The sequence below is a fragment of the Aggregatibacter actinomycetemcomitans genome (assembly GCF_023518055.1).
GTDB lineage: Bacteria > Pseudomonadota > Gammaproteobacteria > Enterobacterales > Pasteurellaceae > Aggregatibacter > Aggregatibacter actinomycetemcomitans.
In genome coordinates, this window is record NZ_CP085096.1 from 411,421 (window position 1) to 437,891 (window position 26,471).

The following is a 26,471-nucleotide window of genomic DNA, read 5'->3' on the forward strand; positions in this document are numbered from 1 at the left end:
GACAACGTCTAGCTATAACAAAAAGCCCCGATGCTCTCACATCAGGGCTCCCTATCAGGCTTGGCGGTGACCTACTCTCACATGGGGATGCCCCACACTACCATCGGCATTACGGCCTTTCACTTCTGAGTTCGGTATGGTTTCAGGTGGTACCACCGCACTATCGCCGCCAATATTCTTTGATGACTATCCTCTCTCCTTTCCGCGCTTTCGCTTTCTTATTCCGCTCTTCGCTTCTCTCGTTCTTTCCCTTCTTACTTCCTTTCCTGCACGCTATACGCGTCCTCTCCAAAAACAAGCCTCAAACCAACTTCCTTCCCTCAACTCCCTCTCCTGAGCTACAATCCTTTTTCTTCTCTTTCTCTTTATCTTTCTCTTTAATTTAATCTAATACCGTTATTCTTATCAATACATCCCCTGCGCTCCTGCCCCCCGCAAAAACACTTGAGCGTTGTATGGCTAAGCCCCTCGGGCAATTAGTACGTGTTAGCTCAACATATCACTACGCTTACACACCACGCCTATCTACGTCATAGTCTTTAACAACCCTTACAGACCTAAAGTCTGGGAGAACTCATCTCTTGGCAAGTTTCGTGCTTAGATGCTTTCAGCACTTATCTCTCCCGCACTTAGCTACCCGGCTATGCGTCTGGCGACACAACCGGAACACCAGCGGTGCGTCCACTCCGGTCCTCTCGTACTAGGAGCAGCCCCAACCAATTCTCCTACGCCCACGGCAGATAGGGACCGAACTGTCTCACGACGTTCTAAACCCAGCTCGCGTACCACTTTAAATGGCGAACAGCCATACCCTTGGGACCTACTTCAGCCCCAGGATGTGATGAGCCGACATCGAGGTGCCAAACACCGCCGTCGATATGAACTCTTGGGCGGTATCAGCCTGTTATCCCCGGAGTACCTTTTATCCGTTGAGCGATGGCCCTTCCATGCAGAACCACCGGATCACTATGACCTACTTTCGTACCTGCCCGACCTGTCCGTCTCGCAGTTAAGCTTGCTTATACCATTGCACTAACCTCACGATGTCCGACCGTGATTAGCAAACCTTCGTGCTCCTCCGTTACGCTTTGGGAGGAGACCGCCCCAGTCAAACTACCCACCAGACACTGTCCGAACACCTGTAATCGATGTCTCGTTAGAACATCAAACGTTAAAGGGTGGTATTTCAACGTCGACTCCATAATGACTGGCGTCACTACTTCATAGTCTCCCACCTATCCTACACATCAAAATTCAATGTTCAGTGTCAAGCTATAGTAAAGGTTCACGGGGTCTTTCCGTCTAGCCGCGGGTACACCGCATCTTCACGGCGATTTCAATTTCACTGAGTCTCGGGTGGAGACAGCCTGGCCATCATTATGCCATTCGTGCAGGTCGGAACTTACCCGACAAGGAATTTCGCTACCTTAGGACCGTTATAGTTACGGCCGCCGTTTACTGGGGCTTCGATCAGGAGCTTCTCTTTCGATTACACCATCAATTAACCTTCCAGCACCGGGCAGGCATCACACCCTATACCTCCACTTTCGTGTTTGCAGAGTGCTGTGTTTTTAGTAAACAGTTGCAGCCAGCTGGTATCTTCGACCGGTTCAACCTTCAGGGGCAAGCCCTTACAATCTACGCCGGCGCACCTTCTCCCGAAGTTACGGTGCTATTTTGCCTAGTTCCTTCACCCGAGTTCTCTCAAGCGCCTGAGTATTCTCTACCTGACCACCTGTGTCGGTTTTCAGTACGGTTTAGTAAAGCCTTTCGCTTAGTGGCTTTTCCTGGAAGTGTGGTATCGGTTACTTCAACTCCGTAGAGTCTCGTCATCATCTCTCAGTGTTAACAGGAGCCCGGATTTGCCTAAGCTCCCCACCTACCAACTTAAACGTACATATCCAACAGTACGCTAACCTAACCTGCTCCGTCCCCACATCGCAGCTTTACCAAGTACGGGAATATTAACCCGTTTCCCATCGACTACGCTTTTCAGCCTCGCCTTAGGGGCCGACTCACCCTGCCCCGATTAACGTTGGACAGGAACCCTTGGTCTTCCGGCGAACGGGTTTTTCACCCGTTTTATCGTTACTTATGTCAGCATTCGCACTTGTGATACGTCCAGCATACTTCTCAATACACCTTCTTCCGCTTACACAACGCTCCCCTACCCAACAGGCGTATCACTAATATTCCTCAATTCCCAACCGCACTTCCCGTCATGACTTCCGTCTCAACGTGTTTGGCGCTTGACCAACTTGCTTCTCTTCGTTTCGCAAGTTGTTAATCGTAAGGCGTATTAGTGATACGCCTGATGCCGCAGCTTCGGTGACTAATTTTAGCCCCGTTATATCTTCCGCGCAGGCCGACTCGACTAGTGAGCTATTACGCTTTCTTTAAATGATGGCTGCTTCTAAGCCAACATCCTAGCTGTCTAAGCCTTCCCACTTCGTTTCCCACTTAATTAGTACTTTGGGACCTTAGCTGGCGGTCTGGGTTGTTTCCCTCTCCACGACGGACGTTAGCACCCGCCGTGTGTCTCCTGAGTATCACTCTTCGGTATTCGTAGTTTGCATCGGGTTGGTAAGCCGGGATGGCCCCCTAGCCGAAACAGTGCTCTACCCCCAAAGGTGTCCGCTCAAGGCTCTACCTAAATAGATTTCGGGGAGAACCAGCTATCTCCCGGTTTGATTGGCCTTTCACCCCCAGCCACAAGTCATCCGCTAATTTTTCAACATTAGTCGGTTCGGTCCTCCAGTTAGTGTTACCCAACCTTCAACCTGCCCATGGCTAGATCACCGGGTTTCGGGTCTATACCTTGCAACTAAGCGCCCAGTTAAGACTCGGTTTCCCTTCGGCTCCCCTATCCGGTTAACCTCGCTACAAAATATAACTCGCTGACCCATTATACAAAAGGTACGCAGTCACCCTTTCGGGCTCCCACTGCTTGTACGTACAAGGTTTCAGGTTCTATTTCACTCCGGTCACCCCGGTTCTTTTCGCCTTTCCTTCACAGTACTGCTTCACTATCGGTCAATCAGGAGTATTTAGCCTTGGAGGATGGGCCCCCCTTCTTCAAACAGGATATCACGTGTCCCGCCCTACTTCTCGTTAGCTTAGTACCACGACCCAGACTTCGAGTACGGGGCTATCACCCTGTCTCGCTGTGCTTCCCAGCACATTCCTCTGTCTCTGTCGCTATCACTAACAGGCTCTTTCGCTTTCGCTCGCCGCTACTCACAAAATCTCGGTTGATTTCTTTTCCTCGGGGTACTTAGATGTTTCAGTTCTCCCGGTTCGCCTCATTACCCTATGGATTCAGGTAATGATAGTGGGTTCTTCACCCACTGGGTTTCCCCATTCGGATATCTCGGATTAAACGCCTCTTATCGACTCATCCGAGCTTTTCGCAGATTAGCACGTCCTTCTTCGCCTCTGATTGCCAAGGCATCCACCTTGTACGCTTTGTCTCTTAACCATACAACCTCAAGTATTCTTGCCCTCTCATAGGATATTAGTATATTCACCATAAGTGGCATACCCGCGCTGCGATTAATAACAGTTTTAAATTAAAGTCGAGTAATCGCCTTTTCTCAATCACTCGCTCAGACTTCCTTGAAAGTCTCGTTTTCAGCTTGTTTCCGGATTTTTAAAGAACAGATAAGACGGATAATCATCTTTAAATGGCGTCCCCACGGGGATTCGAACCCCGGTTACCGCCGTGAAAGAGCGATGTCCTAGGCCTCTAGACGATGGGGACAACATGTAAAGATACTATCTTTCCTTCACTTTTTCCTTTGTTCTTCCATTGCCTACAATCATCAAACAAACTGTGTGAACACTTAAAGTCGTTCGTATGTAAGGAGGTGATCCAACCGCAGGTTCCCCTACGGTTACCTTGTTACGACTTCACCCCAGTCATGAATCATACCGTGGTAAACGCCACCCTCTCGGTTCAGCTATCCACTTCTGGTACAACCCACTCCCATGGTGTGACGGGCGGTGTGTACAAGGCCCGGGAACGTATTCACCGCAACATTCTGATTCGCGATTACTAGCGATTCCGACTTCATGGAGTCGAGTTGCAGACTCCAATCCGAACTTAGACGCACTTTCTGAGATTCACTCCCCATCGCTGGTTGGTTACCCTCTGTATACGCCATTGTAGCACGTGTGTAGCCCTACTCGTAAGGGCCATGATGACTTGACGTCATCCCCACCTTCCTCCGGTTTATCACCGGCAGTCTCCTTTGAGTTCCCGACCACGTCGCTGGCAACAAAGGATAAGGGTTGCGCTCGTTGCGGGACTTAACCCAACATTTCACAACACGAGCTGACGACAGCCATGCAGCACCTGTCTCAAAGCTCCCTAAGGCACAAACCCATCTCTGAGTTCTTCTTCGGATGTCAAGAGTAGGTAAGGTTCTTCGCGTTGCATCGAATTAAACCACATGCTCCACCGCTTGTGCGGGCCCCCGTCAATTCATTTGAGTTTTAACCTTGCGGCCGTACTCCCCAGGCGGTCGATTTATCACGTTAGCTTCGGGCACCAGGGCTAAACCCCAATCCCCAAATCGACACCGTTTACAGCGTGGACTACCAGGGTATCTAATCCTGTTTGCTCCCCACGCTTTCGCACATCAGCGTCAGTACATCCCCAAGGGGCTGCCTTCGCCTTCGGTATTCCTCCACATCTCTACGCATTTCACCGCTACACGTGGAATTCTACCCCTCCCTAAAGTACTCCAGACCCCCAGTATGAAATGCAATTCCCAGGTTAAGCCCGGGGATTTCACACCTCACTTAAAGGTCCGCCTACGTGCCCTTTACGCCCAGTTATTCCGATTAACGCTCGCACCCCCCGTATTACCGCGGCTGCTGGCACGGAGTTAGCCGGTGCTTCTTCTGTATTTAACGTCAATTTGGCATGCTATTAACACACCAACCTTCCTCAATACCGAAAGAACTTTACAACCCGAAGGCCTTCTTCATTCACGCGGCATGGCTGCGTCAGGGTTGCCCCCATTGCGCAATATTCCCCACTGCTGCCTCCCGTAGGAGTCCGGGCCGTGTCTCAGTCCCGGTGTGGCTGGCCATCCTCTCAGACCAGCTAGCGATCGTCGGCTTGGTAGGCCTTTACCCCACCAACTACCTAATCACACTTGGGCTCATCTCATGGCATGCGGCCATAAAGTCCCGCACTTTCGTCTCCCGACTCTACGCGGTATTAGCGACAGTTTCCCGTCGTTATCCCCCTCCATAAGACAGATTCCCAAGCATTACTCACCCGTCCGCCACTCGTCAGCAAGAAAGCAAGCTTTCTCCTGCTACCGTCCGACTTGCATGTGTTAAGCCTGCCGCCAGCGTTCAATCTGAGCCATGATCAAACTCTTCAATTCAAAAAGCTTAATCCCTCAATAGCTGACTTAATTAATCTATTATAAATAATATAAATAAACGAATCTTCCGGCACCTATTAAGTTCAATCTTAAAATCATTTAAAACGAATCTATAAGTGCCCACACAGTTTGTATGATTGATTGTTAAAGAACAAAAAACGACGCGCTGTCTATAAAACCCTACAACGGCGCGTCGTTGTGCCCGCGTATTATAGGTATTTACTAATTCTTTGCAAGAGTTTTTTACAAAAAAATTGAACTTTTTTTCCAATTGCTAATAATTTGCATATCATGAAATTTTAGCCGCGCTAAAAAATACAAATATTTAACATTAATTTAACAAGATAAAACCTATTAATTTCATTATGTGAAACGCGCTTTTATAAAGGTATTTTAAAGTTGCTTTCTGTATCAAATACGGTTATATTTCCGGTAGTTTTTTGCCACGGATATGATAGTTTTCTGATAATCAACTCGTCGTTTTCCATCTCTCAAATTCAAACACAAAAAAAGGAATAAATTATGACTAACCAGCTAGATTCTCTTCGTGAACTTACTACTGTGGTCGCCGATACCGGCGATATTGATGCAATTCGCCAATACAAACCGGAAGATGCGACAACTAACCCATCCCTGATTCTTAGTGCAGCAGCACTTCCACAATATGCCGCACTGATTGATGAAGCCATTACTTACGGCAAACAGAAAAGCCAAGATAAATCACAACAACTTATTGATGCGGAAGATAAATTAGCGGTAAACATCGGCTTAGAAATCTTAAAACTGGTGCCGGGTCGTGTTTCTACCGAAGTGGATGCCCGTCTTTCTTATGACACGCAAGCCACCGTTGCGAAAGCCAGAAAACTTATTGCCCTTTATGAAGCGGCAGGCATTAATAAAAACCGTATTTTGATTAAAATTGCGTCCACCTGGCAGGGTATCCGTGCCGCGGAAATTTTAGAAAAAGAAGGCATTAACTGTAACCTAACCCTATTATTCTCCGAAGCCCAAGCCCGTGCCTGTGCGGAAGCCGGTGTTTACTTAATTTCGCCGTTTGTCGGTCGTATTTTAGACTGGTATAAAGCCAATTCCGATAAGAAAGAATACGCACCGGCTGAAGATCTGGGCGTGATTTCCGTCACCAAAATCTACAATTATTACAAACAATACGGCTATAAAACAGTGGTCATGGGCGCCAGCTTCCGTAATGTCGGCGAAATCATCGAATTAGCCGGTTGTGACCGTTTAACCATCGCCCCGCCATTATTGAAAATCTTACACGAAACGCCAAATGCCGTTGTCAGAAAATTAGATTTCCAAGGTGAAGTTAAAGCTAAACCGCAGCCGTTAACCGAAACAGAGTTCTATTGGCAGCATAACAGCGATGCCATGGCGGTAGAAAAACTGGCGGAAGGTATTCGCAAATTTGCCGTTGACCAAGGCAAATTGGAAGAAATGTTACTGTCCAAATGGTAATGGTTCGTTAGTCATGTCTTGAGCAAAAGTGCGGTGGGAATTTTCGGTATTTTAAAAACGCCGGGAAATCCGACCGCACTTTTTTATAAGCATTTTCTATTTTTGTAAAATTTATTCACATCAGGAGGCATAATGTCAAATCGTCAACAACTCGCCAATGCAATTCGTTTTTTAAGTATGGATGCGGTACAAAAAGCGAAATCCGGTCACCCGGGCGCACCTATGGGCATGGCGGATATCGCCGAAGTATTATGGCGTGATTTTTTACACCACAACCCGACCAACCCGCAATGGGCTAACCGCGACCGTTTTGTGCTGTCCAACGGACACGGTTCCATGCTGATTTACAGCTTATTACACCTCAGCGGTTACGATTTATCCATCGAAGATTTAAAACAATTCCGTCAACTGCACTCCAAAACACCGGGCCATCCTGAATACGGCTACACTCCGGGCGTAGAAACCACCACCGGTCCGTTAGGACAAGGTATTACCAATGCGGTGGGGATGGCAATTGCGGAAAAAACCCTTGCCGGTCAATTTAACCGTGACGGTCATAACATCGTTGATCACTATACTTACGCCTTTTTAGGCGATGGTTGTTTAATGGAAGGAATTTCCCACGAAGCCTGTTCTTTAGCGGGTACCTTAGGTTTGGGTAAATTGATCGCATTCTATGATGACAACAATATCTCTATCGACGGACACGTTGACGGCTGGTTCACCGACGATACACAAAAACGCTTTGAAGCATACGGCTGGCAAGTGATTCCGGCAATTGACGGTCACAATCCGGCACAAATTGCCGAAGCCATCAAACAAGCGCAAGCGGAAACCGCCAAACCAACATTAATTATCTGTAAAACCATTATCGGTTTCGGTTCACCAAATAAATCCAACTCTCATGACAGCCACGGCGCGCCGTTAGGCGACGAAGAAATCGCTTTAACCCGCAAAGCGTTACATTGGGATTATGCCCCGTTTGAAATTCCGGCGGACATTTATGCGCAATGGGATGCCAAAGCAAAAGGCGCGGAATGGGAAAAAGCCTGGGATGAAAAATTTGCCGCGTATGCCAAAGCCTATCCTGAATTAGCGGCTGAATTCACCCGCCGCATAGCGAAAAAACTGCCGGCCGACTGGGCAAAAGACTCTCAAGCATTTGTTGAGCATTTACAAGCCAATCCGGCAAGCATTGCAAGCCGCAAAGCCTCACAAAATGCCATTGAAGCCTACGCCAAAATTTTACCTGAATTACTGGGCGGTTCTGCCGACTTGGCAAGTTCCAACTTAACCCTTTGGTCCGGTTCCAAACCAATCCGTGCCACCCAAAACGTTGATGGTAACTACATCAACTACGGCGTGCGCGAATTCGGTATGGCGGGGATCATGAACGGTATCGCCTTGCACGGCGGCTTCATTCCTTACGGCGCCACCTTCCTGATGTTCATGGAATACGCCCACAACGCCATTCGCATGGCGGCCCTAATGAAGCAACGTTCCTTATTTGTGTTCACCCACGATTCCATCGGCTTAGGCGAAGACGGCCCGACCCACCAACCGGTAGAACAAACTGCGGCATTACGTTTAATTCCTAACTTGAACACATGGCGTCCTTGCGACCAAGTGGAATCCGCCATTGCGTGGAAAGCGGCGATTGAAAGAACGGATGGTCCAAGCGCCTTAATTTTTACCCGCCAAAACTTGGCGCAGATGGACCGCACTTCCGAGCAACTGGCAAATGTGGCGCGCGGGGCGTATGTCTTAAAAGATTGTGCCGGTACGCCGGAACTGATCTTTATCGCCACCGGTTCTGAAGTGGAATTAGCAGTGAAAGCAGCAGAACAATTAACCGCGGAAGGCAAAAAAGTTCGTGTGGTTTCCATGCCAAGCACCAACGTGTTTGATAAACAAGATGAAGCTTATCGCGAATCCGTGTTGCCTGTCGCCGTGACTAAACGTGTCGCCATTGAAACCGGAATTTCCGACTTCTGGTACAAATATGTCGGCTTCAACGGCCGAATCATCGGTATGCACAGCTTCGGCGAATCTGCACCGGCAGACCAATTATTCAAACTCTTTGGTTTTACGGTGGATAACGTCGTCGCCAAGGCAAAAGAAATACTCTAATTTCTGACCGCACTTTAATAAAAAACCACCTCATCAGAGGTGGTTTTTTGTTTCATCTATTCGTGATGAAATTAGGCTCTTACCGCAATCGCCTCAATTTCCAAGCCCACATCTTTCGGCAAGCGGGCAACTTCTACGCAAGAACGCGCCGGGAAGTTCGGGTGATTGTTTTCTTTGAAGAAACGCTCATATTCGGCGTTTACCGCAGCAAAATCATTCAAGTCTTTCACAAACACCGTGGTTTTCACAATATCGGCAACCTTCAAACCCGCCTGTTCAATAATGGCTTTTACGTTTTCTAAAGACTGACGGGCCTGCGCCACAATCTCTTTCGGCACCTCGCCTGTTACCGGATTGACCGGAATTTGTCCGGATGTCAACACCAAATTGCCTAAATCCACCGCTTGTACATAAGGACCAATGGCTGCCGGTGCTTTATCGGTATGAATTATTTTAGTCATTTTTTCTCCTTAATTAGTTTGTTACATCGTCGTCATTCTACGCCCAGATCGGCGGAATGTCAGTTTTAAGGTGGTGTTAATCAAATTCATCGGGCTCCGATCCCACATAATCGGCAAAATCATCGCCATGAAAACCGTGCGACAGCATATATTGCCAGATCTTTTGTCGCATCTTCGGCGGTTGTTTTGCTTTGTAATCGGGAAATTTTTTGCGTAATACGGTTAACGCCAACTCGGACCAATCAATTTCACATTCGCGCATTACCGATTCAATGGTTGCGCTTTCAACCCCTTTTAACTGGCGTAATTCCTGTTTGATTTGATTGGCACCATAACCCCGCTGGGCACGGCTGTGCAAATAGCTTTCCGTGAATCGTACATCGCTTTGCCAGTTTTTTTGCTGACAATGGGCAATTACCTGATCGATGTCGTTTTCGGAAAAGGCTTTTTCCTGCATTTTGCAACGCAGTTCAAACTCGCTGTATTCACGGCGGGAAAGTAAATTCATCACATAATTGAGCGCAAGAGAAGACATATTGTGTTACTTGTCATTATTGAGGAAGCCGATAGAAAAAGTGCGGTCATTTTCGACCGCACTTTTATGTATAACCACACCTTATTCGAAATCGCCTTCGCCATTACCCGCTTCGTTTTCTACTTCCGCAGTGATGGCAGATTCCGGATGTGCCAACAATTCATCACGCAAGGTGCTTTCGATAAATTTGGCTTGTTCAGGATTGTCTTTCAACCATTTCATAGCATTGGTTTTGCCCTGACCGATTTTCTCGTTTTGGTAAGCGTACCACGCACCTGCTTTGCTGATGAGTTTATGTTTCACGCCGAGCTCAATCAGTTCGCTTTCTTTGGAAATACCTTCGCCGTACAGAATTTGGAAATCCACTTGGCGGAACGGTGGCGCCACTTTGTTTTTCACCACTTTCACACGAGTTTCATTACCGATAACTTCATCACCCTCTTTGATAGAACCCACGCGGCGAATATCCAAACGCACCGAGGCATAGAATTTCAACGCGTTACCGCCGGTGGTGGTTTCCGGATTACCGAACATCACGCCGATTTTCATCCGAATTTGGTTGATGAAAATCACCAAGCAGTTGGCGTTTTTAATTTGGCTGGTAAGTTTACGCAATGCTTGAGACATTAAACGCGCTTGTAATCCCATGTGGGAATCGCCCATGTCGCCTTCAATTTCCGCTTTCGGCGTTAAGGCGGCAACGGAGTCAACGATAATTACATCCACCGCACCGGAACGCACCAACGCATCACAAATTTCCAGCGCCTGTTCGCCGTTGTCCGGCTGGGAAACTAAAAGTTCTTTTACATCCACGCCGAGTTTGGAGGCATAAATCGGGTCTAAAGCATGTTCCGCATCAATAAAGGCACAGGTTTTGCCGGTTTTTTGTGCTTCCGCAATCACAGAAAGGGTTAAAGTAGTTTTACCTGAAGATTCCGGCCCGAAAATCTCCACGATACGCCCCATCGGCAAACCGCCGATGCCTAGTGCTAGGTCAAGACCGAAAGAACCGGTGGAAATCGCTTCAATGTCCAGTTTTTGGCTGTCGCCGAGTTTCATGATGGCGCCTTTACCAAATTGTTTTTCAATTTGACCTAACGCCGCGTCGAGTGCTTTTTGCTTTTCTTCTTGAGTTGCCATTTTTATACCTCGGGGAAAATCATTATCAAAAATTCGCGCTTATAATAACTGTATCGATATACAGTATCAAGTGAAATTTTGATCTTTTTAAAAATTCTGTGATACGGCTTCCAAAACGCAATTATTTTGCCGTTATTCCGCCTTCTATTATGCTTGTGCTGTGATGTTTTCCATATCTTCCTGCAAGACTAACCATGCCGCTTCTACTTCTTCCAGTTGCTTTTTCGTCTGCACCTGATCGTTTAAAAGTGCGGTCAGTTTTGCTTTCATTTCGGCATCATACACATTCGGATCCGCCAGCGCTGTTTCAATGTGTTGTAACTGCGCGCCCAGCTTTTCCATTTGATTTTCCAGCTGCGTTGCCTGTTTGCGTAACGGCGCGAGCTGTTGGCGCAATTCCGCTTCTTTGCGTTTTTGTTCCTTACGATTAGCGGCGGAGTTTTCATTTTCAACAGGCGCGGTTTGTGCTTTTGTGATGGTCGGTTGGGCGTTTTGTTCGTTCAGCCATTTTTGATAATCGCCCAAATCCCCTTTAAATTCCTCCACCTGCTTATCGTGCACCAAATAAAATTCATCTACTGTGTTACGCAATAAATGGCGATCGTGCGACACCAACACCAAAGAGCCCTGATAATCCACCAAGGCTTCCGTTAACGCCTGACGCATATCTAAAATCCAAGTGGTTGGTCGGCTCGTCCAGCAGCAGCAAATTCGGGCGTTGCCACACGATGAGCGCCAGCACCAGACGCGCTTTTTCGCCGTGAAACGCAAATCCGCCCAAATAATCGCGCAGTTGCTGTTCCGTCTGTTGCGGGGCAATTTTTTGTAAATGCCACAGGGCGCTTTCGTCGGCGCGCAACGTATCCAATTGGTGCTGCGCGAAATAGCCCAACTGTACGCCTTTTGCCAACTGAATGGTGCCGCCGGTAGGCGCGATTTCGCCCGCCAATAATTTGATTAAAGTAGATTTCCCCGCACCGTTTTTCCCCAGCAGACCAATGCGCGAGCCGGGCACCAGATTGAGTTTAATTTTACTTAAAATTTCCACCGCACTTTTTTCGCCCTCGCCGTAGCCTACCGAGGCGTTTTCCATCATTAATAACGGGTTGGGCAGCGACAACGGTTCGCGAAATTCAAAATGAAACGGATTATCCACATACGCCGGCGCGATTTTTTCCATACGCTCCAATGCCTTGATGCGGCTTTGCGCCTGTTTCGCCTTGGTGGCTTTGGCTTTGAAGCGATCGATATAACGTTGCAGATGGTCGATTTTCAGTTGTTGCTGGCGATACATGGCGTTTTGTTGTGCCAATTTGGTCGCCCGTTGCTGTTCGAAAGAAGAATAATCGCCGGTATATTCGTTCAGCTTTTGTTGTTCAATGTGTAGAATTTTGCCGACAATAGGGTCTAAAAAGTCGCGATCGTGCGAAATCAGGATCAAGGTGCCGGGATATTGCTTTAACCAACGTTCCAGCCAAATCACCGCGTCCAAATCCAAGTGGTTGGTGGGCTCGTCCAATAACAATAAATCAGAGCGACAAATCAGCGCCTGCGCCAAGTTCAAGCGCATCCGCCAACCACCGGAAAAGGCCTTCACCGGTTGTTCCAGTTCCGCTTGGGTGAAACCTAAGCCGTGCAATAATTCGCCGGCACGGGCTTCAATGGTCCAAGCATCAATGGCGTCTAACTGATTGTGCAACACCGCGATAGCATTGCCGTCATTGGCGGTATTCGCCTGTTGTAATACCTGTTGCAGGCGGCTGTATTCGCGATCGCCCTGAATCACATAATCGATGGCGCGGCAATCCAGCGAGGGAGTTTCCTGATTCACCCATGCCAATGCCCAATTCGGCGGAAAAGACATTTCGCCGCCTTCGGCGCTCATTTCATTTTTCAGCAAGGCGAACAGAGAAGACTTACCGCAACCGTTTTTTCCGACCAACCCGACTTTCTGTCCGGGGTTGATGGTAGCGTTGGCATTTTCGAGCAAGGTGGTTAAACCACGTTTTAATGTTAAGTTAATGAAAAAAAGCATTGGTTTAGAATGAATTTAATATAAGATATTGAGTCATAAAAATACGCGCATTATTTTCCACTTTTTTCTTGGGGTTGCCAATGTTTGATTCTCTTATCGTTCAATTTGTCGTACTGTGGGCGGTTATCGATCCCATCGGTTCCATTCCCGTTTACTTAACGAAAACCGTCGGGTTATCGGTGGAAGATCGGCGCAAGATTGCGTTAAAAGCCGTCATGATTTCCGCCGGAATATTAATTTTCTTCCTCATTGCCGGACAGGCACTGTTAGAAGCCATGCAAATTCCGTTGACCGCCTTCCAAATCGCCGGCGGCCTGGTGCTATTGTTATTCGCGCTCACTATGATTTTCGGTGAGGGCAAGGCGGAGCAGGAAATTAAGCTGTCCTCCAACTTAAACGAACTGGCGGTGTATCCGTTAGCTGTGCCGTCCATCGCCTCACCGGGGGCGATGATGGCGATTGTGTTGCTAACCGACAACCACCGTTTCAGCCTGTTCGACCAAACCATGACCACCTTAATTATGTTGTCCGTTCTGGCAATCACTTACCTTTTGCTCCTCGCGGCAAATCGCATTCAACGCTGGCTCGGCAACACCGGTGCGGCGGTGATCAGTCGAGTGATGGGATTAATCCTGGCAGCGGTTGCTATCAACAATATGTTGGTGGGGATTCGCGATTTCTTTACGCAAATGAGTTAGTCTATTCAAAAAAACACCGTTTTTTATGACCGCACTTTTCGGGTATTCCGCTTAAAATTTTCGGCGCTTCTGTGGTCTTAGTAATGTTATTTTAATGAGGTAATCGTGGGAAAACGTTGGCTATTCTTATTGCTGTTATTCATCTTGGCGGGGATCGGTTCTCTACCGTGGTGGATTACGTCTCAACAATTGGAACAACTTGCCAACTATTTCTTAGCGCCGGGTTATACGCTGCAAATCGGCAATGAGCGTTCGCTTAATATGGACGGTTTACAAGTATCCCAATTACGCCTCGGCGCAACACAATGCAACCTCGTGACCCTCAACAACATTCAATTGAATTGGTGGGCTCCCCGTCGCCTTGAAGTAGAACAGGCGACACTGGATTATGCCTGCCTGAACAGCCTGCATATCAACGACAATGGAAAAACATCGCCAAAATTGACCGCACTTTTTTCCTCCCTGCCTACCGCAGAAGTGGTAATCAAACACCTAAAGGTACTCAATACCGAAAACGTCACCCAACCGTTGTTAAATCAGCTAATCACCGCCGACCTTAGCGTCGTGGCAAATTATGACGGCAAGCGGCTGCAAATTAACACTGAAGCCACAGAGGAAGCTACAAAGAATGGGACGCTGATATTGCAACACCGTTCCACCCTCACGCCGCAAAACGGGCAGTTCCACTGGCAGGGACGAACGGATTTTCAACCCACAGAAAAACAAGCCTATCACCTGACGTTCTCCACAAAAATGAATAATGAATTATTGCGCCTGAAACCTCGCGGCGAGATTACGCTGAACTGGCAAAATCCCGAGTTTGTTGTGGCGAAAGGGGAAATCAAATGGACTTGGGATGGCGAGAAAGGACAAATCAATGCGCAGGATTTGGTACGCAGCGAGCCATTGCTTGACGTGCCTTTTATTCTCACCCCAAACAGTTTGGAAGTCAGCTGGGGGACATTTTATTGGACCTTCGACGGTTATCAGCCGGTGAAGGGCTTCCTTGGTTTGACATTGCGCAAACCGCAGGATAACTGGTTTCCGCTCAATATTGATTTGGATGTCATTCTGCAAACCTTCGGCGAACAAGGCAAGGGTGAAATCGTGTTTGCCGGTAAAGGCGGACAAATTGGCGGCGGTACGCAGCAGAACGAACTCAACTTTGACCTGAAAACCCGCGGCGATCTGCGTTATAACAATACCGTCGCGCAAACCAATCTGGATTATCATATCGGCGGCACATTCAGCGATCCGATCTTGCAATTCCGCCCTGGGTCAATTTTCAAAATGGATAACCTGCAACCGGATGCCAAAATTCATGTTCGCCTGCCGTTGGACGATGTGTTAATCGGGCGCTATGGACTGGAAGGACGGCTACAGGCAACTTTGCAAGGCTTCACCCCGCAATTTGAGAACCTCAATTTGAAATTGGACGGACAGGCACACGAGTTCATCGCCGGCATTAAAACCGTCTTTGAATTGCGTGACGAACAACAAAATCTGCACAATGCAGAAATGCGTGCGGCAAACCGGTGGGATTGGACGATTAGCGGCAGCGCACAATGGAAAGCGCTAAAAACTGCCGTCACCATGCAAGGCATCGGCTTTTGGCAGGCGAATTATATTGAATTGAACCAACTTTCGGCGCATTCCGGCAACGTATATACCGGTGGGGTAAAAATGGCACCGCTGTCACTGGAGCTGAAAGACCGACTGCGTTGGAATTATGAAAAAGAGCATATCCGCGGGCTGATGCAGGCAAAAACCGACTGGATCGAATTTAACTACGGCGGGTGGTTTGTAAAGCCGGTGTTCGGCGTCGGACTAAACGGCAAAAGTATCAATCATTTTACCATCGCCGGTGAGTTGAAAGCCGGTTCGCTCGGCCCATTAGATCTTACTGCCCGTTATCAAAATCAGACGCTGACGGGACAAATCGGTTGGAAGGAGCAATCCGCCAACGTATTCCAATCGCTGTTTCCGCAACAATGGGAATGGATTATCCACCAAGGCACCATCAAAGGCGCCAGCAACTTCGTTATTAACGGCGACGGAGTGGCGCTGCACGGTGAACTGAACCTGCGCGGTGGTGAAATCACCATGCCCGACGGCGAAATTCAAGGGCTGAATATTCGTTTTCCGTTAAATTATCAGGATCTGGCGTTGAAAGCCTCGCGCAACAAACCTATTCGTGTGTCGGCAAACAATATCCGTAAAGGTGCGCTGTTGATGAATAAAGCGGTGTTCAACCTGTTCGGGACCTACCCAAATTCAGCAAAATCGCCACTCACCTTGAGCAATGCGCGGATAAATGTCTTTGACGGTGAGTTGCAAATTCCGAGTTTAAGTTTCCCGCAACAAAAAATAGCAACCTTGAGTTTCAAGAATATCGACTTGGCGCAGGTCATCAACATGGCGCAATATAATCAAATCAGCCTGCACGGAAGGGTCAATGCCACCTTGCCGTTTTGGCTCGGACACCAGGAATGCCTGATCTGTAACGGCACCATTGAACAGGTAAATAACCTGCATATTAAACTCAACGACGAAATCGTCACCGGCTTAAAAAAGGGCGGCTGGACGGAAAACATTTTAGTGGATTTATTAAAAGAAATGGAATTGGAAAAATCCCGTGCCAACTTGAATCTTGCGCCAGACGGGCAAATGAAATTACATTCCAGCCTGACCGCGTTCAACCCGACCAAGCGCACACGTAGCCCGATCACCCTGAATTACACTCACCAAGAAAATATGTTTGAGCTGTGGAATATGATTGACTACGGCTCGCAATTTGAACAGAATTTGCAATATCGACTTTACCGACATTTGGAACAATGAAAAAACATCTTAAAAAATCACCGCACTTTTTTTGCCTGACCGCCACCATATTGGCGCTTGCCGGCTGCACACCAACCATTCAGCTTGATACGCCCAAAGAAGGCATTACTATCAATATGAACGTGATTGTGGATCACAATATTAACGTCAAAATAGATGAAAAAACCAAAGTGACTGCCGGAGAAAATAGCGCAGTTGAAGCGAACAAAACGCCGGCGGAAAAATAAAACGGATTAGCGCATCACAAATCGTCTAATAATTACGCAGAAAATTAAGTCGCCACAAAATGAAAAGGGGAAACCATGTCACTTTCTGATTTATTAACACGATCGACATCCCATGCGCTATTAAGATCCCGAGAGATGGCTCATCTGCTTACCATTTAAGGATATGATATTTATCAGCATAAAGTACGGCAGGTTTACTATCTTTCATTTAACGCTATATTTTGCTATCATTAGCGCAATTTGGGGCTGATTCTGGATTCGACGGGATTAGCGAAGCCCGAAGTGCACGTCGAGGTGCGGTAGGCCTCGTAAATAAACCGCAAAAAAATAGTCGCAAACGACGAACAATACGCTTTAGCAGCTTAATAACCTGCCTTTAGCCTTCGCTCCCCAGCTTCCGCTCGTAAGACGGGGATAAAGCGGAGTCAAACCAAAACGAGCTCGTGTGGAAGCCACCGTTTGAGGATCGAAGCATTAAATTAAATCAAACTAGCTTAATTGTCGCGTGTCCGTCCGCAGGATTAAGTGAATTTAAAGACCGGACTAAACGTGTAGTGCTAACGGCAGAGGAATTTCGGACGGGGGTTCAACTCCCCCCAGCTCCACCAAATAACAATCCAAAGCAAACTTATCAAATCCCAAAAGCCCTTGAAAATATTAACCTCAAGGGCTTTTTTATATCCTAAGCGTTCCTACCCAATCCTATAAAATCCTTGAATTTTAGTTATACGTTTAGTTATACTGATAGCCGTATAACAAAATCGGTATAACTAAAACCATACAAAACCTGTTAGCAAAAGGTTTTGCTCATGTTTTAGCTATATCCAAATTTTTAAAAGTCTGAATCTCCGTCGGAGTTATTTAGAACAGTTTTCAACTCTCAGAAAGAAGCAATATGGCACGCACAATCACGCCGTTAAACAGCACGAAAATAGACAAAGCCAAGCCGCAGGAAAAGGAATTTACCCTATCCGATGGCAAAGGGCTTTATCTGTTGGTTAAACCCAATGGGGCTAAGTTATGGCGGTTTAACTATTACAAGCCTTTCACGCAACCAAAGAAAAGGGCGTTAATTGGCGTTGGCAAATACCCTGATATTTCCTTACAGCAGGCAAGAGCAATTAGAGAGGAATATTTATCTTTACTTGCGCAGAATATCGATCCGGCAATCTATCGCCAACAGCAAGAACAAGCTAAGCAAAATGAGCTGAATAATACCTATGAAGCAGTGGCGTGGGCGTGGCTTGAGTATCGCAAAACCAAAAAAAACTTTTCAGATAATTATCAAAAGGACGTTATAAGCTTGATTAATCGTTGCTTATTGCCACATTTCGGACATTTACCCATTTCTCAAATTACCGCGCCAATGGCATTAAAAGCATTTAAGCAATATCAAGATGAAGGACACTTAGAAAAGCTCAAACGGACGATTCAGAAGCATAACGAGATCATGACTTACGCCCTACACCGAGACTTAATTTCTTTTAATCCAACGGCGAATATCGCAAAGGAATTTGACAGCCCAACGGTTGAACATTTTAAAACCCTTAAGCCTGAGGATTTAAGCGAATTTATGTCCACGCTACAAAACGCTCAGATTCACTTACAGACGCGTTATTTGATTTTATGGCAACTGCTCACCATGACAAGACCGAACGAAGCGGCTACGGCGAAATGGGCGGATATTGACGAGAAAAACAGAATATGGACGATTCCGGCGGAGCAAATGAAACGCGGCATTGAACATAGAATCACGTTATCACGGCAAGCCTTAGCCCTGTTAGGGCAAATTAAAAAATTGAGTGGCGGAAAAACTTACCTATTCCCCAGTGTAAAGAACCCACAATCCCACGTAAACACGCAAACGGCAAATGCCGCGATTAAGAGAATGGGCTATGCCGGTAAATTAGTGGCACACGGTTTACGTAGTATCGCCAGCACCTATTTAAACGATCAGGGCTTTAATAGTGATTTGATTGAGGTAGCACTATCACACCTCAATTCAGACCGAGTAAAAACCGCCTATGACAGAGGGGAAAAATTAGAACAGCGATTCAAGCTATTACAGGCATGGGCGGATTTTGTAGAACAATCCGCACAAGGCACTTTGCCGCAATTTCATTTGAAGATTGTGGCTTAGAGACTGATAAAACATGAAGTAAAGTGCGGTCGTTTTTGACAGCGTTTTACTGTTTGATAATTTAAAGAATTGGTGCGACTAGGCGCGGCGTAATTAACCGAACCGAAAGATAGTAACCCTTATTGCTATTTGTCGCACTTCCACTAATAAGGGCAACGTTAAGGGGCGTTTATATGGATAACTCAGAATTTATCCAATCATTTAAAAATAATGCAGAACCATTAGTTAGTATAAAAAATCTACTTATAGAACTATCAAAACACACCCAAAAAACGCTGAGTAAAACTGCTCAGGATGTACTTTCTTTACTTATTGGCTATAAACAAAATGGAGCTTACCTAAATTCTTTCTCTTACTGCTCGATTTATGATCTAAGCCAAAAGGATGTTATTTCAATATCAATGCAATCTGATTTTTCTGACAGTCAAAATTATTTAAAAGAGCCTCTAGAACAGGCAATAGCAAAGAATAGTGCAGATATTGAAGATTTAAATAATTTAGCAGTAAATAGGCGAGAATTTATAGAGAGATTGAAGGTATTTAATATCACTTTATTAAATCCAGTTACACCTATATCAACACAATTAATAAGTCAGAATAAAGGTGATTATATAAGCCTTTATGATCTGATTGAGTGGGCGAAAAATGAAACGGGATTTAATTATACTGACACCGCCAACGATATTTTGAGAATTATAGGCGATAGATACATTTCACTTTATAGAGAATATGGTGGTTTAAAGCCTTGCATTGAAACAGACAAACAGAGCTTTAAAAATGCCCTTCAATTTGTGGCAAAAAATAACGGCTATGAAGAAATTTTTGATGATGATATTCCTTTTTAGGTGGTAAGAATGAACATAAATGACTTTCAAACTTTGCTTATAAATCGCAACGAAATAGAAAAAATCCTAGGGAAAACTATAACGAAATCAAACAGCGAAGATGACTATCTAGAAGATTATAGAATGTTTGCCGAATTGTCTCTACATGATGTTACGTGCTTATTGCTAGGACTTCACCCTGGAAACTGGAACGCTCACCAGCACCCGCGCTATGATGTAATTTATGAGGCAATCCAGCAAGCCGCCGAAAAAGAGTATATACCAGCAAGAATTGAAACTGATATAAACGGCAATACTACAGGTGTTTCCTTAACGCACGAGACCGCCGCAAAATGGGCTAAAACACATGGCTTAAAATGGAATGTCCCACCATACCGGCAAATAATTAATGATAATGCGGTAGATTCAACACAAGCGACTACAATTCTTCAACAATCGGAAGAAATTAAACGCTTACAAGCTGAAAATGCTGAACTTAAAGCGCAATTAAATAAAAATACACAACAACAGCAAAACTCCATTAATTATGATAAATGTTCGATTCATGGACACACTAGCGAAAACTTACAATTTGCGTTTAAGCTAGCGAAACTGATCGCCGAAAAGTGTGACCCGGACAATCCTCATTCTTATCCAACGAAAGAAGATTTCGAGGAATACGTTAAGAAATACTACTCAGATAGCTCAAAATTAGCGGTAGCATTTTATCAAATTCTAACCCCTGAAAAAGTCAAAACCAGAGGGAAAACCCCTATAGGGGTAGATACCTTTCAGGGGTTTATTTAACTGGGTTTATTTTGATTTTAAGGGCTATCTCTAATAAAGGGGGTAGCCCTTTTTTATTGCCTAGACTATCCATACCTAACAAGACTATTCAGTCTATTCCTCATACTCCCCTCGTCTCATAATCCACTCCGACACAACGAAGCCCCAAACGGCTTTAACCATTCCAACCAGTACGGAGTAAACACAATGAATCAATCAGATCGCATTATCCGCCGCCTTGACACCATGAAAATGTTAGGCGTAAGCAAATCCACCTTTGCCGATTGGCAAAACCCTAAATCGAAACGTTACCGCCCGGACTTTCCAAAGAAAATTCAATTAGGGGTTAATTCAGTCGGTTACTTGGAAAGTGAAATTAACTCTTACATTGCCAAATTGGCAGAAGCGAGAGCATAGGAGGGCGTTAATGATTATTTCCACCACCAGCACGTCCGAACAACGCCGATTCACTATTGAACGATTAAGAGAACGTCCGCATAGCACGAATGAGCTGAGACAAATGGGCGTTTATTACCCACCGGCACGCATTAAGGAATTGCGCAATCAAGGTTATTTGATTGATACGTTCTTTCGTGATGAAACCGACAACACCGGCTTAACCCACCGTGTAGGCGTTTATGTTCTACATGAAAGCGCAGTAAGCCAAAATTATCAATATAACGACTAAGGAGAAATTAAAAATGACCGATTGCAAAGACTGCTCAACAGAACAAGGGCGCAAAGATTTAATTAATACCCCAATTTCAATTACTTATTCAAAGGCTCAATTACCACATTTAACGGTGACTTCTGAAGATTGGGGAATGAATGCCGTTTTATGGCTTGAGGTCGGCGATTTTCTACCGCTGGGCATTGATGCTGACACGATGCAAGAGGCGTTAATGATGATTGCTTTTCTTCAACAAAGCACAAAAGCCCCGTTATTGATTGATGAGGAAATGCAACAGGAACTAACTGCACTTTCTGAAAATGGCATGGCATTTAATCCGATGAAAAAAGGAAATGGCGCACTCATTCCACTTGCTGAAATCCTTTCCACTGATACCAAACAAGAAACCATGCGACACCTTGAAGAAAAGTACTCACAGGGCGAGAAGTTCCAGTTTGTAGAAATGGGCAAAATATTGAATTAGACGAGCAAGGAGCGATTGAAAAGAATGACCAATACAAACCCATTACCCCGCCATCAAAAATGCAACACGGTGACGCTATGGAGCATTTACGCAATTATTGAGCTCATGTATGAAATAGCTGATTTATCACTTGATGGAAAAATAACACAAACCCGAATTGATGAGACCGGGCAAAAGGTACAAATTCCGTTCACGCACAAAGACGCTTTAGAGTTTATTTGCGACCAAGCCACTTATGCCCTGATGGAAATAGACATACTGAAAGGACAGCTTGAAATGCTAATTGGCAATCAAGAGGACAAAAGCGAATCGGTCGATTTGCCGGTGGTGGACTAAAGAGAGTTTTGCGATCAGTACGCGCAGTACGCGCGCGAGGAAGTTCAGGATAGGTGCATATTGCACAAAAGCAATTAAGGGGAATTTAAAACGATGGGATATGGCCGCGAAATACGAAACCAATTTGCGAAAACCTACGCCCGAATGGGCAATGCAACGCACGCTTTGCGAATGGTATTAGGGGAAGGGCGTGCCGGCAGAATGAAACCGCACACACTACGGGCAAAAGCCAGCGAGTTACTGAACCATTATCGAGTAGCGGAACAAATTGAGCAGGAAAAGGCAGAAATGCAACAGCGTGGGGAAACCTTGCCACATTACCGCTTGAGAACATGGCGGGCGGATTTATTAAGCGGTGAGCCTTATCAACCGCCTGAACCGCCTCCGCACCCTTTTGCGATTCCGCGAGGAATGAAAGGGCTATTTAAGGGAATGGCGAGATTAAAAAGATCCGCTACTAAAACATCACCTTTTTAAAACTGAAAGGATAAGTATTTAATGAAATGCACCATAGCAAAACATAACCCGCTAATTTTGCTTCAAGCGGTTAAACATTATCAGAAATCGGCTCAAATCTTCACTTTTCCGAGCCTGTATGACGATTTTGAGGCTTACCCAATAAACGAGGTGGTGGATGTATTAAAGCTCAAGGTAAGCGATTTAGAGTGCGCTATAGATGCTCACCCGTTGAATGAATCACTAAAAACCAGCTTTTACACGACCAAGAAACATTTAGAGCGCATGGAAAAGCGACTAAAGGAGATGACACCATGAAAACCGAAATTATAAACCTATTACAAACCACACAAGCCCTTGATGGTGGAAATCAAGGCATTAATGCACGCGATGTTCACCGACTTTTGAAAGTGGGGCGGGATTATTCAAAATGGATTAAAGCGCGAATTAATCAAGCGGGCTTTATTGAAAATCAAGATTTTGCCATTGTTCAAAGTTTAGTCGTTGATTTGCCAAAATTGGCAAGCAAAGAAAGTGATTGTTTTTTGCACGACAAAATGGGCGAGCAAAAAGAAACCCGAGGAGGACACAATAGGGTTGATTATATCGTTACCCTTGATATGGCAAAGCACCTTTGCTTAATGGAGAAGAACGAAATCGGCAGAGCGGTTAGACAGCACTTTATTGACGCAGAAAGACAGTTAAGACAGGTTGCGCCAACGGTTTATAAAAACACGCTTGCCAAAACACAGGCACGGTTGGCGGCAATCGACCATAACCGAGAAATGACGGACGCAATCAAGGCAACATTACAGCGCACTAATAAAGCCCCTAAAGCGTTTTATTACTCAAGGGAACAGGAAATGCAGGAAATGCTGGATAGTCTTGTTCTAGGTGAAAACGTGCGCCGGTGGAAGAAACAACAAGGCATTATTGGCAATGTGCGCGACAGATTCACCACAGAACAACTAAACACCCTGAAAACCTTGCAGGCCACCAACACCGCGCTAATTAATTTAGGCATGAACTACTACGAGCGCAAAGGACGATTGATAACACTGGCAGAACGGGAACGCCACCATTCATAAACAAAAATGCCTATGCTTTCTTCAAGAATGGGCATAGGCAAGATTAAATATAAATTGAACAGGTTTATTATATGACGGGTTACGCAGAAAGAAAAGGCAGAAGCGGTAAACGTAGCGAACTGAAAAAAAGTATTAATGACAGTACATTCACTGCCTTACGGCATGATGTAATCAATAGCCCTAGCTTCTTAGGCTTAAGCAATTCCGCAAAAGTGGCTTTTTTACACTTATTGGCAAAATATAACCGTAAGAATAACGGGGATTTATCCGCGCCACAAAGCCGATCTAAGCAAGAATTTAACTTATCCGCCCCTAGTCTAAGAACCGGACTAAAAGAGCTTGAACAGAACGGCTTTATTGAAACCACCCGACAAGGTGGCAAGAATCAATGCTCACTTTATGCCTTAACGTGCTTTCCGCTAAATGATGTAAACAAGGCGGGAATATTTATCAAAGCGACAGAAAGACCGAGCGATAAATGGAAAAAGTCATTTTAGCTTTTGGCCCGAATTTTTTTGCGAAAGACCAAATTATATTTATCGTTCATTTTTTGAATAATTTTACAGATAAAAAATACAATAAAAAAACATAGCCTATGGCTATAATATATAAAGGTAGTAAAAATTTTACCCAATGAGAGTGCTAAAAATACGCTGACTTAGTAAAATTTTTACTCAACTCAACATAAAAATGATTAAAAAATGCGCAAGGTATGTAAAATTTTTTCCTAAGTTAGGTAAATTTTTTACTATCAAAAAATCGAAATTACCCTCAAAAACCGCTTTACAACCCCCCATATTTTTGCCAATATATTCACGCAGTCGCAAAAAACGATTGCCAGCCGTGAGAAGCTGAATATTAAGTTATTGGCGAACGATAGCACGCCTTTTAACCGTGCTTTTTTTTGTTCGTAACATTCGCACACCTCAAGAATTTGCGGATTTTGTTTTATCTAATCTAAAATTCATTCAATGGTAGAGCGTAATAGGCCGTCTTTGACGGGCTGTTTTCCAATAACGACAGTTTCTCACCCTGTTACGTTCTACCGCCCGACCGTGAGAAGTCTAGCGGTAGATTCTAAAAATCAGTTATTGGAATCTACGCAAATGTATCAATTCATTTTTGCGCTATCACGCGCACCTCAAATCAAAATCAGACTTCTTGCTGATAATGAACAACAAGCCCGCGCCCGATTTACCCGCGGCGAAAACTTGATTTTTGTTGGCAGAATCAACCAAAACCCTAAACTTACACCAGTGTTGGATGTTAAAGCTGAATCTGACTCTGTAAAAAATCACAGCTTGCCAGCAGGGCAGAATGTGGGTAGTATTGAAAGCACTACAAACGAAAGCGGTAAGCACGACCGTTATTTTAGTGCTATTTTTTTGTCTAAAATTCATTCCTTGCACGTTCCTAAAAAATTAGGCACGTTGTCTTATATCGAATTTGCGACAAGGTTAAGAGATCGAACTAAGGCTTTAAGCACGAATCAGATCCGCCGTCTTTCGTCGGTAGTTGATACCTTGTCGCACCCTATCACGGGCGATAATTCATTACTTACTAAAACGAGAGGAAATCCAACAATGAAAATCTACCCTCAAAATAACCGCACTTTAGCGGCACTTTCAGCCCTTTCTGTATCTGCAATACAAGGGGGCGCAAATGTTTAATCAATCAATTTTATCTGCACTTCAAGAGATGGCGGACTTTTACGACATTAACAACTACAAGCAAATCCCTGTACCAATGAGCAAGAAAAAATTAACAGACTTGCACAATGAATCTGAAAATCTTTGTGAGTCTATCGAATATGGATTGATGCACTTAGGCGACTTAATGCAAACGCTGGGGAATCTTGCCGACACAGAGCAGGATTTTACACGGGAGGCAATGAGTAACGATAACGTGAAACATATCGGGGGATTAATCAAGGCAAATGCCTATCTTCTCAATGCGCTAAGAGAAACGGCTAGCTTGAGCGAATATTATCTTGCTGGTGGCTTAGATGGGGAGATTGAAAGAAATGATGATTAAACAAGTGAACCTACCCTATCAATTAATCTTTATTTATGACAATGGCGACCAATTCACAGCAGGTCAATATTGTTCACTTAGAGACGCACTACAAGCCAAAATCAGGGCGAAAGCTGAGATTGGCGAAACAGATATTACCGGCAGACGTTTAGAAACTATCACCGTTTTAACGGAGGGTGGAAATGAAACCAACTAATCCAATGGCAAAGCTTGAGCAATGGAAGGCAAACAACGCGCCCAAAATTGGTTCGGTTAAAAATTCCCATACCCTCAAATTTGAGGATAGCCCAAAGACGCAACAGGAAGCGCAAGGAGCGACGAAAGATAAAAGACAGGGGAAGCTACCATTTAACCCTTTGGTGGTGGAATATAGCCAAATAACGCGCCAATTTAAGCTAATTCATGACAGTAACCGCAAATGCTTAGAGGTTTACCCTGATGATTTCCATCATAAGCTAAAAATGCGGGAAGAATGCGCCGATTTAGCCGGCAGGTTAAAAGGTGGTGGAAAGTTATTTAATGAATTAGCCAAGGGCACCAATTTAACCCAAGAACAGACCGCACTTTTGAAGGCATTTAATCAGGTGAGCGGCTATCTAATCCATAAGTTTTCGGAAGTGGTAGAGCAGATTGACCAGCTCAGTATTGAGCGCGTTGAAGGGCAAAAAACGACGGATAGCAAAGTGGATTAATCCACCGGTTACACCGATG

The 26,471-nt window shown here is 45.2% G+C and carries 23 protein-coding genes, 1 tRNA gene, 3 rRNA genes, 1 other RNA gene and 1 pseudogene; 21 read left to right on the plus strand and 8 right to left on the minus strand.

Annotation, left to right across the window (positions count from 1 at the left end):
- Positions 1-58: 58 nt before the first annotated feature.
- From rrf to LIN98_RS02075, 4 genes are all read right to left on the minus strand, one after another.
- Positions 59-174: ribosomal RNA gene (gene rrf / locus LIN98_RS02060) — 5S ribosomal RNA — on the minus strand.
- 281 nt (positions 175-455) lie between these two features.
- Positions 456-3,478: ribosomal RNA gene (locus LIN98_RS02065) — 23S ribosomal RNA — on the minus strand.
- 206 nt (positions 3,479-3,684) lie between these two features.
- Positions 3,685-3,760, minus strand: a tRNA-Glu gene (locus tag LIN98_RS02070).
- A gap of 99 nt (positions 3,761-3,859) precedes the next feature.
- Positions 3,860-5,399: ribosomal RNA gene (locus LIN98_RS02075) — 16S ribosomal RNA — on the minus strand.
- Together the 16S, 23S and 5S rRNA genes with 1 tRNA gene alongside form the textbook arrangement of a ribosomal RNA operon.
- A gap of 522 nt (positions 5,400-5,921) precedes the next feature.
- Between LIN98_RS02075 and tal the strand changes: the two genes are divergently transcribed.
- On the plus strand, positions 5,922-6,875 hold the full coding sequence (tal, locus tag LIN98_RS02080; RefSeq protein WP_005571405.1) for a transaldolase: 954 nt from the start codon (positions 5,922-5,924) through the stop codon (positions 6,873-6,875).
- Between the two features lie 132 nt (positions 6,876-7,007).
- Positions 7,008-9,005 carry a transketolase gene (gene tkt, locus LIN98_RS02085; protein ID WP_249856140.1) on the plus strand — a complete coding sequence of 666 codons (1,998 nt, stop codon included), beginning with the start codon at positions 7,008-7,010 and terminating at the stop codon, positions 9,003-9,005.
- Between the two features lie 71 nt (positions 9,006-9,076).
- Here the strand turns inward: tkt and LIN98_RS02090 are convergent, their stop codons facing one another.
- The 4 genes and pseudogenes from LIN98_RS02090 to LIN98_RS02105 all read right to left on the minus strand — a co-directional run bounded on the left by LIN98_RS02090 (position 9,077) and on the right by LIN98_RS02105 (position 13,176).
- Positions 9,077-9,466, minus strand: coding sequence for a RidA family protein (locus LIN98_RS02090; RefSeq protein WP_005568497.1), 390 nt, complete (start codon positions 9,464-9,466; stop codon positions 9,077-9,079).
- Positions 9,467-9,542: 76 nt separating this feature from the next.
- Positions 9,543-10,001, minus strand: a complete 459-nt coding sequence (gene recX / locus LIN98_RS02095) for a recombination regulator RecX (RefSeq protein ID WP_005548507.1) — start codon at positions 9,999-10,001, stop codon at positions 9,543-9,545.
- Between the two features lie 81 nt (positions 10,002-10,082).
- Positions 10,083-11,141: a recombinase RecA gene (gene recA, locus LIN98_RS02100; RefSeq protein WP_005544399.1), complete on the minus strand. Its 1,059-nt coding sequence runs from the start codon at positions 11,139-11,141 to the stop codon at positions 10,083-10,085.
- A 147-nt stretch (positions 11,142-11,288) separates the two neighbouring features.
- Positions 11,289-13,176, minus strand: a pseudogene (locus LIN98_RS02105) (ABC transporter ATP-binding protein).
- Positions 13,177-13,256: 80 nt separating this feature from the next.
- Between LIN98_RS02105 and LIN98_RS02110 the strand changes: the two are divergent.
- From LIN98_RS02110 to LIN98_RS02200, 19 genes are all read left to right on the plus strand, one after another.
- Positions 13,257-13,874, plus strand: a complete 618-nt coding sequence (locus LIN98_RS02110; RefSeq protein WP_005568493.1) for a MarC family protein — start codon at positions 13,257-13,259, stop codon at positions 13,872-13,874.
- A gap of 105 nt (positions 13,875-13,979) precedes the next feature.
- Positions 13,980-16,715 (plus strand): YdbH family protein, encoded by a 2,736-nt coding sequence (locus LIN98_RS02115; protein ID WP_249856141.1) that lies wholly within the window; start codon positions 13,980-13,982, stop codon positions 16,713-16,715.
- Positions 16,712-16,942 (plus strand): YnbE family lipoprotein, encoded by a 231-nt coding sequence (locus LIN98_RS02120; RefSeq protein WP_005548515.1) that lies wholly within the window; start codon positions 16,712-16,714, stop codon positions 16,940-16,942. Before LIN98_RS02115 ends, LIN98_RS02120 begins: the two co-directional genes overlap by 4 nt.
- A 242-nt stretch (positions 16,943-17,184) precedes the next feature.
- Positions 17,185-17,550: a transfer-messenger RNA gene (gene ssrA / locus LIN98_RS02125) on the plus strand.
- A 287-nt stretch (positions 17,551-17,837) separates the two neighbouring features.
- Entirely contained in the window at positions 17,838-19,082 is a 1,245-nt protein-coding gene (locus tag LIN98_RS02130; protein ID WP_005594650.1) for a tyrosine-type recombinase/integrase, read from the plus strand.
- A gap of 173 nt (positions 19,083-19,255) precedes the next feature.
- The gene (locus LIN98_RS02135; RefSeq protein WP_005594651.1) at positions 19,256-19,927 is read left to right on the plus strand and encodes a hypothetical protein; all 672 of its coding nucleotides are present in this window, start codon (positions 19,256-19,258) and stop codon (positions 19,925-19,927) included.
- A 9-nt stretch (positions 19,928-19,936) separates the two neighbouring features.
- On the plus strand, positions 19,937-20,713 hold the full coding sequence (locus LIN98_RS02140; RefSeq protein WP_005594652.1) for a hypothetical protein: 777 nt from the start codon (positions 19,937-19,939) through the stop codon (positions 20,711-20,713).
- A gap of 186 nt (positions 20,714-20,899) precedes the next feature.
- On the plus strand, positions 20,900-21,109 hold the full coding sequence (locus LIN98_RS02145; RefSeq protein WP_005594653.1) for a helix-turn-helix transcriptional regulator: 210 nt from the start codon (positions 20,900-20,902) through the stop codon (positions 21,107-21,109).
- Between the two features lie 10 nt (positions 21,110-21,119).
- Positions 21,120-21,380: a helix-turn-helix domain-containing protein gene (locus tag LIN98_RS02150; RefSeq protein ID WP_005594655.1), complete on the plus strand. Its 261-nt coding sequence runs from the start codon at positions 21,120-21,122 to the stop codon at positions 21,378-21,380.
- A gap of 13 nt (positions 21,381-21,393) precedes the next feature.
- Positions 21,394-21,846 (plus strand): hypothetical protein, encoded by a 453-nt coding sequence (locus LIN98_RS02155; RefSeq protein ID WP_005594657.1) that lies wholly within the window; start codon positions 21,394-21,396, stop codon positions 21,844-21,846.
- Between the two features lie 24 nt (positions 21,847-21,870).
- Positions 21,871-22,182, plus strand: coding sequence for a hypothetical protein (locus LIN98_RS02160; RefSeq protein ID WP_005594659.1), 312 nt, complete (start codon positions 21,871-21,873; stop codon positions 22,180-22,182).
- Positions 22,183-22,275: 93 nt separating this feature from the next.
- Positions 22,276-22,659, plus strand: a complete 384-nt coding sequence (locus LIN98_RS02165) for a hypothetical protein (protein WP_005594660.1) — start codon at positions 22,276-22,278, stop codon at positions 22,657-22,659.
- A gap of 21 nt (positions 22,660-22,680) precedes the next feature.
- Complete coding sequence (locus tag LIN98_RS02170; RefSeq protein ID WP_005594661.1) at positions 22,681-22,956, plus strand: hypothetical protein; 276 nt, start codon at positions 22,681-22,683, stop codon at positions 22,954-22,956.
- On the plus strand, positions 22,953-23,726 hold the full coding sequence (locus LIN98_RS02175; protein ID WP_249856142.1) for an antA/AntB antirepressor family protein: 774 nt from the start codon (positions 22,953-22,955) through the stop codon (positions 23,724-23,726). Before LIN98_RS02170 ends, LIN98_RS02175 begins: the two co-directional genes overlap by 4 nt.
- A gap of 71 nt (positions 23,727-23,797) precedes the next feature.
- Positions 23,798-24,223, plus strand: coding sequence for a winged helix-turn-helix domain-containing protein (locus LIN98_RS02180; RefSeq protein WP_005657512.1), 426 nt, complete (start codon positions 23,798-23,800; stop codon positions 24,221-24,223).
- 609 nt (positions 24,224-24,832) lie between these two features.
- Positions 24,833-25,396 (plus strand): host cell division inhibitor Icd-like protein, encoded by a 564-nt coding sequence (locus tag LIN98_RS02185; protein ID WP_249856143.1) that lies wholly within the window; start codon positions 24,833-24,835, stop codon positions 25,394-25,396.
- A complete protein-coding gene (locus LIN98_RS02190) occupies positions 25,389-25,760 on the plus strand; it encodes a hypothetical protein (protein ID WP_005594667.1) in 372 nt (123 codons plus the stop codon). Before LIN98_RS02185 ends, LIN98_RS02190 begins: the two co-directional genes overlap by 8 nt.
- Positions 25,750-25,956 carry a hypothetical protein gene (locus tag LIN98_RS02195; protein WP_005594668.1) on the plus strand — a complete coding sequence of 69 codons (207 nt, stop codon included), beginning with the start codon at positions 25,750-25,752 and terminating at the stop codon, positions 25,954-25,956. The genes LIN98_RS02190 and LIN98_RS02195 overlap by 11 nt, the downstream gene beginning before the upstream one ends.
- Entirely contained in the window at positions 25,943-26,452 is a 510-nt protein-coding gene (locus LIN98_RS02200; protein WP_014702418.1) for a hypothetical protein, read from the plus strand. Before LIN98_RS02195 ends, LIN98_RS02200 begins: the two co-directional genes overlap by 14 nt.
- The last annotated feature ends 19 nt before the right edge of the window (positions 26,453-26,471 follow it).

Excerpts from the sequence above, each read along its gene's own strand:
- LIN98_RS02130 (WP_005594650.1), top strand. The coding sequence starts at position 17,838 with ATGGCACGCACAATCACGCCGTTAAACAGCACGAAAATAGACAAAGCC.
- LIN98_RS02190 (WP_005594667.1), top strand. The coding sequence starts at position 25,389 with ATGTTTAATCAATCAATTTTATCTGCACTTCAAGAGATGGCGGACTTT.
- LIN98_RS02135 (WP_005594651.1), top strand. The coding sequence starts at position 19,256 with ATGGATAACTCAGAATTTATCCAATCATTTAAAAATAATGCAGAACCA.
- LIN98_RS02120 (WP_005548515.1), top strand. The coding sequence starts at position 16,712 with ATGAAAAAACATCTTAAAAAATCACCGCACTTTTTTTGCCTGACCGCC.
- LIN98_RS02145 (WP_005594653.1), top strand. The coding sequence starts at position 20,900 with ATGAATCAATCAGATCGCATTATCCGCCGCCTTGACACCATGAAAATG.
- LIN98_RS02150 (WP_005594655.1), top strand. The coding sequence starts at position 21,120 with ATGATTATTTCCACCACCAGCACGTCCGAACAACGCCGATTCACTATT.
- LIN98_RS02140 (WP_005594652.1), top strand. The coding sequence starts at position 19,937 with ATGAACATAAATGACTTTCAAACTTTGCTTATAAATCGCAACGAAATA.
- LIN98_RS02170 (WP_005594661.1), top strand. The coding sequence starts at position 22,681 with ATGAAATGCACCATAGCAAAACATAACCCGCTAATTTTGCTTCAAGCG.
- LIN98_RS02155 (WP_005594657.1), top strand. The coding sequence starts at position 21,394 with ATGACCGATTGCAAAGACTGCTCAACAGAACAAGGGCGCAAAGATTTA.
- recA (WP_005544399.1), bottom strand. The coding sequence starts at position 11,141 with ATGGCAACTCAAGAAGAAAAGCAAAAAGCACTCGACGCGGCGTTAGGT.
- tal (WP_005571405.1), top strand. The coding sequence starts at position 5,922 with ATGACTAACCAGCTAGATTCTCTTCGTGAACTTACTACTGTGGTCGCC.
- LIN98_RS02180 (WP_005657512.1), top strand. The coding sequence starts at position 23,798 with ATGACGGGTTACGCAGAAAGAAAAGGCAGAAGCGGTAAACGTAGCGAA.
- LIN98_RS02200 (WP_014702418.1), top strand. The coding sequence starts at position 25,943 with ATGAAACCAACTAATCCAATGGCAAAGCTTGAGCAATGGAAGGCAAAC.
- LIN98_RS02195 (WP_005594668.1), top strand. The coding sequence starts at position 25,750 with ATGATGATTAAACAAGTGAACCTACCCTATCAATTAATCTTTATTTAT.
- LIN98_RS02175 (WP_249856142.1), top strand. The coding sequence starts at position 22,953 with ATGAAAACCGAAATTATAAACCTATTACAAACCACACAAGCCCTTGAT.
- LIN98_RS02185 (WP_249856143.1), top strand. The coding sequence starts at position 24,833 with ATGTATCAATTCATTTTTGCGCTATCACGCGCACCTCAAATCAAAATC.
- LIN98_RS02110 (WP_005568493.1), top strand. The coding sequence starts at position 13,257 with ATGTTTGATTCTCTTATCGTTCAATTTGTCGTACTGTGGGCGGTTATC.
- LIN98_RS02165 (WP_005594660.1), top strand. The coding sequence starts at position 22,276 with ATGGGATATGGCCGCGAAATACGAAACCAATTTGCGAAAACCTACGCC.
- LIN98_RS02160 (WP_005594659.1), top strand. The coding sequence starts at position 21,871 with ATGACCAATACAAACCCATTACCCCGCCATCAAAAATGCAACACGGTG.
- tkt (WP_249856140.1), top strand. The coding sequence starts at position 7,008 with ATGTCAAATCGTCAACAACTCGCCAATGCAATTCGTTTTTTAAGTATG.
- recX (WP_005548507.1), bottom strand. The coding sequence starts at position 10,001 with ATGTCTTCTCTTGCGCTCAATTATGTGATGAATTTACTTTCCCGCCGT.
- LIN98_RS02090 (WP_005568497.1), bottom strand. The coding sequence starts at position 9,466 with ATGACTAAAATAATTCATACCGATAAAGCACCGGCAGCCATTGGTCCT.